The following is a 9,869-nucleotide window of genomic DNA, read 5'->3' as shown; positions in this document are numbered from 1 at the left end:
ATTGGCACAGTAGGTGATGAAGCAGCACCAGTAGTAGAAGTCCCAGAATTCAAGGGTGGCGTTAACGCAGTCGAAGCAGCTGTTCATGAAGTTCCAGAATACACAGGAGCTATTGGTACAGTAGGCGATGAAGCAGCACCAGTAGTGGAAATCCCAGAATACACAGGTGGTGTGAATGGAGCAGAAGCAACTGTTCATGAAGTACCTGAGTTCACTGGTGGCGTTTCTGGTGGAGAAGGGACTATTCACCAAGTTCCAGCATACACAGGTGGTGTCAATGGATCAGAAGGAGCTATCCATGAGGTTCCAGAATTCAAAGATGAGCAGTCACAAATAGCTCTTGCTATGTCACAAGATAAGACCTACCAAGCACCTGCAAGTCATCAATACAAACTCCCAGAGACAGGCACTAAAGAAAATGCTGGCCTTGCAGCCGTTGGTGTTGTAGGAGCACTTCTTGGTATGTTTGCTATGGGAAAGAAAAAAGACGACGAATAAGATGATGTAAAAGCATCTAAGTCATAGAGATTGGATCAAGAGACTAATCTCGAATATAAAAAGCGGACAAAACTAGTTTTCTGATAAACAGAATCTGGTCTTGTTCGCTATTTTTGCTCACACATCAATTGCTAAAAGAAAATCAGAGATGATATTCGATTAAAAATAGAGAGCAAGCTAAGTAGACTTGTCTCAGAAGCATGGTGAGTAAGGAATGGATATACTGAATTGGATTCAGCGCATCTGAGGACTTTGAAAATCTCTTTAAAGTCTACAGGGATAAGCTTTCTTTATCTCCTCAAAAGAGTTATAATAAAGGTGAAAATAGTAGGAGAAGAGGAGGAGATAGGATGGCTTATATTGAAATGAAAAATAGCTATAAGAGGTATCATACTGGTGATACAGAAATCGTAGCTAATCGAGATGTCAACTTCGAGATTGAAAAGGGAGAACTAGTCATTATCCTTGGGGCATCTGGTGCAGGGAAGTCAACCGTTTTAAATATTCTAGGTGGTATGGATACAAACGATGAAGGGCAAGTCTGGGTTGATGGGACTAATATTTCTGACTATACATCCCATCAGAGAACCAACTATCGTAGAGATGACGTTGGCTTTGTCTTTCAATTTTACAACTTGGTTTCTAACTTGACTGCTAAAGAAAATGTCGAGCTAGCTTCAGAAATTGTTGCCGATGCCTTGGATCCAGAACAGGTTCTCAAGGATGTAGGTTTAGGCCACCGTCTCAATAACTTTCCAGCCCAGTTGTCAGGTGGTGAGCAACAACGGGTCTCTATTGCACGAGCCGTTGCTAAAAATCCTAAAATTCTCCTTTGTGATGAACCAACGGGAGCTTTGGACTACCAGACTGGTAAGCAGGTTCTAAAGATTCTGCAAGATATGTCACGAAAGAAGGGTACCACTGTTATCATCGTGACCCATAATGCTTCGCTAGCTCCTATAGCTGATCGCGTGATTCAGATGCATGATGCCAGTGTCAAGAGTGTTGTCCTCAATCCTCAACCACAGGATATTGATGATTTGGAGTATTGAGATGAAAAGAAAGACATATTGGAAAGACCTGCTCCAGTCTTTCACAGGTTCAAAGGGACGGTTTTTATCCATCCTAACTCTGATGATGTTGGGTTCTTTAGCCGTGGTTGGTCTCAAAGTAGCCAGTCCCAATATGGAGCGAACAGCATGGGATTATATTCAAAAAGCCAATCTGGCTGATATTACTGTCATAGCAGATTATGGTCTAGATCAGGCAGACCAGGCAGAATTGCAAAATCTTACGGGAGCAGATGTCGAGTTTGGTTATATGACGGATTTGACTCTAGAAGGTAGCCAAGATGCCATACGAATCTTTTCAAATACTGATAAGATTTCAAAATTTCAAGTAACGGAAGGTCGTTTGCCTGAAAAAGAAGATGAATTAGCCTTGGCGGACTTTTGGAAAGATCGCTATCAGATTGGTCAAGTCATTCATTTGAGTCAAAAGAATGGCAGTAATTCTCAATTAAAGCGAGATAGTTATACCATTACAGGTTTTGTTCACTCACCAGATATTTTTTCAAAATCAGATATGGGGAGTTCAGCCAGTGGTAATGGAAATCTAGCAGCTTACGGTGTTGTAACTGAAGAAAATTTTAAGAGCTCTGTTTACACGATTGCTCGCCTGCGTTTTGCTAGTCTGACAGATGTCAGTCCTTTTTCCAGTGATTACGAAAAAAAGCTAGAGGAAGAAGAGGAGATTTTAAAGGAACTAGTTGCTGATAATGGACAAGCGCGGCTAGAGAAAATGAAGAAGGATGCCCAAGAGTCCCTTGATGAGGGCAAGAAACAACTGGACGAGGCTGAAAGTAATTTGACAGCTGGCAAGAGTCGCCTGCAGGAAATCGAAAGGCGTTTACAAGCTCAAGAAAATCAAGTGAGCCAACTACCAGAACCACAAAAAAGTCAAGCGTCTAGTCAGTTAGGAGAAGCAAAAAAGCAACTGAAACAGGAACAGGAAAAGCTGAGCCAAGCCGAAACAGATCTTACTAAGGAAAAGGCTAAATGGCAGACCAGTCAGGATGAAGTAAATGCTCTGACAGAGCCAAGCTATCATGTCTACAATCGCAAGAGTTCTCCTACTGGTCAAGGTTATCTCATGTATAGTAACTCGGCCATGAGTATTCGTGCCGTAGGGAATATCTTTCCAGTTGTTCTCTATGCCGTAGCAGCCATGGTTACCTTTACCACCATGACACGATTTGTAGACGAGGAAAGGACCAATGCAGGGATTTTCAAAGCGCTAGGCTACCATAGCAAAGACATCATTGCTAAGTTTGTGATTTACGGTCTAGTTGCTGGTACTCTTGGCACCCTTCTAGGAATTCTGATTGGTCATTATGTCTTAGCACCCACAATCTCGCATATCATCACTGAGCGAATGATTGTTGGAGAGAGTCAGCAGTATTTCTACTGGACCTATAGTTGCTTGGCTTTGGGACTAAGCTTAGTAGCTAGTGTCCTACCTGCCTACCTTGTATCTCGCAGAGAATTGCATGAAGAAGCAGCACAATTATTACTACCCAAGCCACCAGTCAAGGGCTCAAAGATTCTCTTGGAGCGGATCACCTTTATCTGGTCTCATTTGAGCTTTACCCAAAAAGTTACAGCTCGCAACATTTTCCGTTACAAACAACGCATGCTGATGACCATTTTTGGAGTTGCAGGTTCAGTAGCCCTCCTCTTTGCAGGACTTGGTATTCAATCCTCTGTTGTAGGAGTAGCTGACAGGCAGTTTAATGATCTGCAACAATATCAGATGATTCTCTCTGTCAATTCTCGAGCTTCAGATTCTGATAAGGCCAAGCTAGAAGAAAAATTGCAGAGTGATGAAGTTGAAAACTATCGTTTAATTTCTTCCAAACAGGTTGAGGAAAAGTATGCTGGCAAGGCAGGTGTTCAAACTGTGACCATGATGGTAACGGATCAAGATGACCTGGCTCCCTTTGTCGTCCTAGAAAAAAATGGGGAAAAACTGAGCTTATCTAACGGAGTTGTCTTGACTGAAAAATTAGCCCAGTTGGCTGGAGTTTCCCTTGGTGACAATTTTACAATCGATGGGAAAACCTTTAAAGTAGGTGCTATTACCGAGCACTATGTGGGCCATTTTGTCTATATGAATCAGGCAACCTATGAGGAGATATACGGTCAAGCTCCCAAGATGAACACCTATCTGGTCCAACTTAAGGATAAAAGTGAAGGGAACACTGAAAGAGTCGCAGGAGAATTTATGGACCAGGCAGCTGTCAGTGGCCTCGTTCAAAACGCCTCCACCATTCAGCTCTTTGAAAGTTTTGCCAATTCTCTGAATCATACCATGGCGATTTTGGTGCTGGTATCGGTGCTATTAGCCATCGTGATTCTCTATAATTTGACCAATATCAATGTTGCTGAACGGATTCGGGAACTCTCAACCATCAAGGTTCTTGGTTTTCATAACAAAGAAGTGACCCTTTACATCTATCGAGAAACCATCCTATTGTCACTAATTGGAATGATTGTAGGATTGGTATCAGGTTTTTATCTCCATCAATTTCTCATTCAGATGATCGCACCCGGTACCTTCCGTTTTCAACCAAAGGTCGGCTGGGAAGTTTATCTCATTCCAGTTCTAGCCGTCAGTGTCATTTTGACCATCCTAGGAGTTTTTGTCAATCATTATCTCCGAAAGGTGGATATGTTAGAAGCCCTCAAGTCTGTAGAATAATTACTAGAGGACAAAAACAAATAAGAAAGCCCTTTGTGGCTTTTTTATTTTCATAAAAATGGTAAAATAGTAAGAGTAGAAATGGAGTTCTAGATATGAAACGAATTGATCAATTTGAAAATAAGAAAGTATTAGTCCTAGGTTTAGCTAAATCAGGTGAGTCTGCGGCTCGTCTCTTGGACAAGTTGGGTGCCATTGTAACGGTGAATGATGGCAAGCCTTTTGAGGAAAATCCAGCTGCTCAAAGTCTTTTAGAAGATGGAATCAAAGTAGTAACAGGGGGGCATCCTTTGGAATTATTGGATGAAGATTTTGCCCTCATGGTAAAAAATCCAGGAATTCCTTATAGCAACCCGATGATTGAAAAAGCGCTAGAAAAAGGTATTCCAGTCTTGACAGAGGTTGAGTTGGCCTACTTGATTTCTGATGCACCCATTGTTGGTATTACTGGTTCAAATGGTAAGACTACAACCACAACCATGATTGGAGAAGTTCTGACTGCTGCAGGACAAAATGGGCTTTTATCAGGTAACATTGGTTACCCTGCAAGCCAGGTAGCTCAGACAGCAACAGATAAGGATACCCTTGTCATGGAGCTATCCTCTTTCCAATTAATGGGAATTCAGGAATTCCATCCTGAAATTGCTGTTATCACCAACCTGATGCCAACACATATTGACTATCACGGTTCTTTTGAAGCCTATGTCGAAGCTAAGTGGAATATTCAGAAGAATATGACGGCCTCAGACTATCTAGTTTTGAACTTTAATCAAGAATTAGCTAAAGAGCTTGCTACAAAGAAAAACGCGACTGTAGTACCATTCTCAACCCTTGAAAAGGTTGATGGTGCTTATCTTGAAGATGGTCTTCTTTACTTCCGTGGTGAAAAAGTCATGGCAGCTGATGAAATCGGTGTTCCAGGTAGCCACAATGTGGAAAATGCTCTTGCAACCATTGCTGTAGCTAAACTTCGTGGTGTGGACAATGAAATCATTAAGGAAACCTTGTCAGCCTTTGGCGGTGTCAAACACCGTCTCCAGTTTGTAGACCAAATCAATGGGGTGAAATTCTACAACGATAGTAAGTCAACCAATATCTTGGCAACTCAAAAAGCCTTGTCTGGATTTGACAATAGTAAGGTTGTCCTGATTGCTGGTGGTTTGGACCGTGGAAATGAGTTTGATGAGTTGGTTCCAGACATCACTGGTCTTAAGAAAATGGTCATCCTTGGTCAGTCTGCAGAGCGTGTCAAGCGTGCAGCGGACAAGGCTGGTGTGGCTTATGTGGATGCAACAGATATTGCTGACGCAACTCGCAAGGCTTATGAACTTGCAGAAGAAGGAGATGTGGTTCTCCTCAGTCCTGCCAATGCTAGCTGGGATATGTATGCCAACTTTGAAGTACGTGGAGATCTTTTCATCGACACTGTAGCGGAGTTAAAGGGATAATATGAAAAAAATAGTATTTACAGGTGGGGGAACGGTTGGACACGTTACCCTCAACCTTTTGTTAATGCCTAAGTTCATCGAAGATGGCTGGGAAGTCCACTATATTGGTGACAAAAACGGAATTGAGTATCAAGAAATCCTCAAATCGGGTCTAGATGTGACCTTCCATTCTATTGCAACTGGGAAATTACGTCGTTATTTCTCATGGCAAAACATGGTTGATGTCTTTAAGGTTGCTTTTGGAATTCTTCAATCGCTCTTTATTATGCTTCGAGTTCGTCCACAAGCCCTCTTTTCTAAGGGTGGATTTGTATCTGTTCCGCCTGTTATTGCAGCGCGAGTATGCAGAGTACCAGTCTTTATCCACGAGTCTGATCTCTCTATGGGATTGGCCAATAAAATCGCCTATAAGTTTGCGACTAAGATGTACTCTACTTTCGAGCAAGCGTCTAGCCTCACTAAGGTAGAGCATGTAGGAGCCGTGACCAAGGTTTCTGGACCAATTATGGAAGAGCCTGAAGAAATGGTGGATATCCGAACTTCTTTCAATGATAAGCTACCAACTCTTCTTTTCGTCGGAGGTTCTGCTGGTGCGCGTATCTTTAACCAATTAGTTACAGATCATAAGGAAGAGCTGACTAGTCGTTATAATATCATCAACCTAACAGGGGATGCTAACTTAAATGAACTAAGTTCAAACCTCTACCGTGTTGACTACGTGACTGAACTCTATCAACCGCTCATGAATATGGCTGATGTAGTCATCACTCGTGGTGGTGCCAATACTATTTTTGAACTGTTGGCCATGGCTAAATTGCATGTCATTGTCCCTCTAGGACGTGAAGCTAGCCGTGGAGATCAGATTGAAAATGCGGCTTACTTTGTGAAAAAAGGATATGCTGAAGAGTTGCAAGAAAACGACTTGACCTTGTCTACTTTAGAAGAAAAAGTAAGCAAGCTTTTGACCCACAAAGAAGACTACCGGAGCACGATGAAGAATTCTCATGAATTAAAATCTGTGGCGGATTTTTATGCGCTACTAAAAAAAGATCTATCATAAGGAAAATCGATGTCAAAGGATAAGAAACAGGAGCCAACGCAAGGCAAGGAATTGTCAGAGTGGCAAAAACGAAATCAAGAATATCTTCGAAAAAAGGCTGAAGAAGAGGCCAACTTAGCTAAAGAAGAAGCCAAGGGAGATTCAGGCAAAAAGGAAGTTTCAATAACTTCTGATGCAGAAACTAGCTTATCAGAGTGGCAGAAGAAAAACCGAGAGTATCTGCGCAAAAAGGCTGAAGAAACCAAAGAAGAGCAAGAGTCAGATATATCCGAAAATACAGAGGAAGCAACGGAAGTAGATCCTAATAGCGAAGAGCAGAAGGAGCTTATAGCATATGAGTCCTCGTCTGAACTTGAAGAGGAAGCAGCTGAAGCAGAACAAGTGGAAGACCAGGCCGAAGAATCAGAAGCAGCAAAAGTAGAAAAGGTAGAAGAAAAGAAGGTTAAAACCAAGAAAAAGGCTACCAAGCCTTCTATTCCTAGAGTTCATATCTGGCGTGCTGTTACGATTCTAATCCCGAGTTTGCTTTTCTTGGTCTTTTCCATCTATCTCTTGACGCCCTTCTCAACTCTGAAAAATATAGAAGTCACTGGGACAGTAGAGACCAATGCAGATCAAATCAAAGAGGCTTCAGGGATTCGTGATAGTGACTATACCTTTAGCCTACTTCTCAATAAAGACAAACATGCTGAGATGATTAAGTCCAATCACTGGATTGAATCTGCTAGCATTCACTATCAATTCCCAACCAATTTCACCATTCAGGTCAAAGAGTATGAAATTGTGGCTTATTATGTTTCTGGAGAGGACCATTATCCAATTCTTTCTAGTGGTACGGTTGAAACTAGTCCAGTAAGTCTAGTCAGTCTTCCAGAAACCTATATGTCTGTACTCTTTAACGATGAGCAGCAAGTCAAAACCTTGATTGAACAACTGGCTGAAATCAGCCCAGAGATTAAGCAAGCGATCAAAACGATTGAATTGGCTCCAACTAGTGTAACCAGTGATCTGCTCAAGATTACCATGTATGATACGGATGAAGTTTTGGTTCCTCTATCAGAACTAGGTAAAAAATTGCCTTACTATAGTAAGATTAAACCTCAATTGACAGTACCAAGTGGTATTGATATGGAAGTTGGGATCTATAGTTATAGTTTGGCGGATAAGGCGCTTGAGGAAGAAAGAATCAAGGCTAAAGAAGAGGAGAAGAAAAAGCAGGAGGAAGAAAAGAAAAAACAAGAGGAACAGGGTAATCAAAACCAAACAACTCAACAATCACAGAGTCGATAAACTTGAGAACATTCTATCAGCTTGATTGTGAGTCTTGGCTTTAAAGTCCTTCGATCACTAGTTTTTACTTGACAAGTCCCGCTTTAAATAATAGAATAGTAAAAAACCTTTAAAGTAGTCCAGAGAGGCAGCTAAGGTTAAACGGTGAAAGGGTGGATTCTACCCATTTTTCGTGGAACCTTGCTGTTGGCAGGTTCCTTTTTTGTAGTCTTTTTGACGGAAGCTGGGCTGATAAGAAAGATAAGAGGAGAAACACATGCGTGAAAGTCGCCCAGTCATAGCTCTGGATTTTCCAAGTTTTGAAGAAGCCAAGGAGTTTTTAGCCCTATTTCCAGCAGATGAAAAGCTCTATGTCAAAGTAGGAATGGAAATCTACTATGCTGTAGGACCTGAAGTTGTCCGCTATTTGAAGTCATTAGGACATAGTGTCTTTTTGGATCTCAAACTGCATGATATTCCCAATACAGTCAAATCAACCATGAAAATCTTATCCAACCTAGGAGTTGATATGACCAATGTGCAGGCAGCAGGTGGAGTTGAGATGATGCAGGCAGCGCGTGAAGGATTGGGAGACAAGGGGATTCTCATAGCGGTGACCCAATTAACCTCAACCTCGGAAGAACAAATGCATGAGTGTCAAAATATCCAAACCAGCCTCCAAGAGTCGGTTATCCACTATGCCCAGAAAACAGCTGAAGCTGGTCTAGATGGAGTCGTTTGCTCGGCTCAAGAAGCCAAGCTTATCAAACAAGCAACTCATGAAGACTTTATCTGTCTGACACCAGGGATTCGCCCAAGAGGGACAGAAGCAGGGGATCAGAAACGGGTAGTAACCCCAGGAGAAGCTTACCAGATTGGCAGTGACTACATCGTAGTTGGGCGTCCGATTACGCAAGCAGCTGATCCAGTCGCAGCCTATCATGCCATCAAAGAAGAATGGACACAAGATTGGGTTTAAAAAGAAGATTCATTTAACACTATAAAAAGGAGCACACCATGACACTTGCTAAAGATATTGCCAGCCATCTATTGAAAATTCAAGCCGTTTACCTCAAACCAGAAGAGCCCTTCACATGGGCATCAGGCATTAAGTCACCGATTTATACGGACAACCGTGTAACGCTTGCCTACCCAGAAACACGCAACTTGATTGAAAATGGTTTTGTGGAAGCTATCAAAGAAGCCTTTCCTGAAGTAGAAGTGATTGCAGGAACTGCGACAGCAGGGATTCCACACGGAGCCATCATCGCTGATAAGATGAATCTGCCATTTGCTTATATTCGTAGCAAACCAAAAGACCACGGAGCAGGCAACCAAATCGAAGGCCGTGTAGCTCAAGGACAAAAGATGGTTGTTGTTGAAGACCTTATTTCAACTGGTGGTTCTGTGCTTGAAGCTGTTGCAGCTGCCAAACGCGAAGGAGCGGATGTTCTTGGTGTCGTGGCTATCTTCAGCTATCAATTAGCAAAAGCAGATAAGAACTTTGCGGATGCTGGTGTCAAACTGGTGACACTTTCAAACTATAGTGAGCTCATCCACCTAGCCCAAGAAGAAGGCTACATCACACCAGAAGGACTTGACCTTTTAAAGCGATTTAAAGAAGACCAGGAAAATTGGCAAGAAGTGTAGAAAAATTAAAGAGTTTTGAGAAAGAGCCTCAATATAAAAACGCATACTATCAGGTGTAGAATGTACTGACCCCAAAAAGTTAGACAATTAATTTATTCAAAGGATTTAGTTCTGTATTGCACAGGACTGAGTCCTTTTAGTTTTACCTTAATTCGTTTGTTGTTGTAATAATCAATATAGTTTAC

9 protein-coding genes are annotated in these 9,869 nt (G+C 41.9%); 8 read left to right on the top strand and 1 reads right to left on the bottom strand.

Translation table 11 applies throughout. The features are described from left to right. The 8 genes from QM406_RS09700 to pyrE all read left to right on the top strand — a co-directional run. Positions 1–498, top strand: a 498-nt coding sequence (locus QM406_RS09700) for an SIALI-17 repeat-containing surface protein (RefSeq protein WP_414274102.1), incomplete at its 5' end; no start/stop codon positions are given. A 350-nt stretch (positions 499–848) separates the two neighbouring features. Continuing rightward, the gene (locus QM406_RS09695) at positions 849–1,550 is read left to right on the top strand and encodes an ABC transporter ATP-binding protein (protein WP_248034751.1); all 702 of its coding nucleotides are present in this window, start codon (positions 849–851) and stop codon (positions 1,548–1,550) included. A 1-nt stretch (position 1,551) separates the two neighbouring features. Further along, the gene (locus QM406_RS09690; RefSeq protein ID WP_414274101.1) at positions 1,552–4,257 is read left to right on the top strand and encodes an FtsX-like permease family protein; all 2,706 of its coding nucleotides are present in this window, start codon (positions 1,552–1,554) and stop codon (positions 4,255–4,257) included. A gap of 95 nt (positions 4,258–4,352) precedes the next feature. After that, positions 4,353–5,705, top strand: a complete 1,353-nt coding sequence (gene murD, locus QM406_RS09685) for a UDP-N-acetylmuramoyl-L-alanine--D-glutamate ligase (protein WP_414274100.1) — start codon at positions 4,353–4,355, stop codon at positions 5,703–5,705. A gap of 1 nt (position 5,706) precedes the next feature. Next, entirely contained in the window at positions 5,707–6,765 is a 1,059-nt protein-coding gene (locus tag QM406_RS09680) for a UDP-N-acetylglucosamine--N-acetylmuramyl-(pentapeptide) pyrophosphoryl-undecaprenol N-acetylglucosamine transferase (protein ID WP_414274099.1), read from the top strand. A gap of 9 nt (positions 6,766–6,774) precedes the next feature. Continuing rightward, positions 6,775–8,055, top strand: coding sequence for an FtsQ-type POTRA domain-containing protein (locus QM406_RS09675; protein ID WP_414274098.1), 1,281 nt, complete (start codon positions 6,775–6,777; stop codon positions 8,053–8,055). 256 nt (positions 8,056–8,311) lie between these two features. Next, the gene (gene pyrF / locus QM406_RS09670; RefSeq protein WP_414274097.1) at positions 8,312–9,013 is read left to right on the top strand and encodes an orotidine-5'-phosphate decarboxylase; all 702 of its coding nucleotides are present in this window, start codon (positions 8,312–8,314) and stop codon (positions 9,011–9,013) included. Positions 9,014–9,051: 38 nt separating this feature from the next. Continuing rightward, the gene (pyrE, locus tag QM406_RS09665) at positions 9,052–9,684 is read left to right on the top strand and encodes an orotate phosphoribosyltransferase (protein ID WP_281334807.1); all 633 of its coding nucleotides are present in this window, start codon (positions 9,052–9,054) and stop codon (positions 9,682–9,684) included. Between the two features lie 92 nt (positions 9,685–9,776). On the opposite strand, the gene QM406_RS09660 is transcribed toward pyrE, so the two are convergent. Next, positions 9,777–9,869, bottom strand: a 93-nt coding sequence (locus QM406_RS09660; protein WP_414274103.1) for an IS3 family transposase, incomplete at its 5' end; no start/stop codon positions are given.

Origin of the sequence: Streptococcus infantis (assembly GCF_047465035.1) — a bacterium.
Classification (GTDB): domain Bacteria; phylum Bacillota; class Bacilli; order Lactobacillales; family Streptococcaceae; genus Streptococcus; species Streptococcus infantis_T.
Note: the sequence above shows the minus strand (reverse complement) of the source record. Positions and strands in the feature narration are given on the sequence as shown.

Coding starts and splice junctions, on each gene's coding strand:
- QM406_RS09695 (WP_248034751.1), top strand. CDS start 849: ATGGCTTATATTGAAATGAAAAATAGCTATAAGAGGTATCATACTGGT.
- QM406_RS09690 (WP_414274101.1), top strand. CDS start 1,552: ATGAAAAGAAAGACATATTGGAAAGACCTGCTCCAGTCTTTCACAGGT.
- murD (WP_414274100.1), top strand. CDS start 4,353: ATGAAACGAATTGATCAATTTGAAAATAAGAAAGTATTAGTCCTAGGT.
- QM406_RS09680 (WP_414274099.1), top strand. CDS start 5,707: ATGAAAAAAATAGTATTTACAGGTGGGGGAACGGTTGGACACGTTACC.
- QM406_RS09675 (WP_414274098.1), top strand. CDS start 6,775: ATGTCAAAGGATAAGAAACAGGAGCCAACGCAAGGCAAGGAATTGTCA.
- pyrF (WP_414274097.1), top strand. CDS start 8,312: ATGCGTGAAAGTCGCCCAGTCATAGCTCTGGATTTTCCAAGTTTTGAA.
- pyrE (WP_281334807.1), top strand. CDS start 9,052: ATGACACTTGCTAAAGATATTGCCAGCCATCTATTGAAAATTCAAGCC.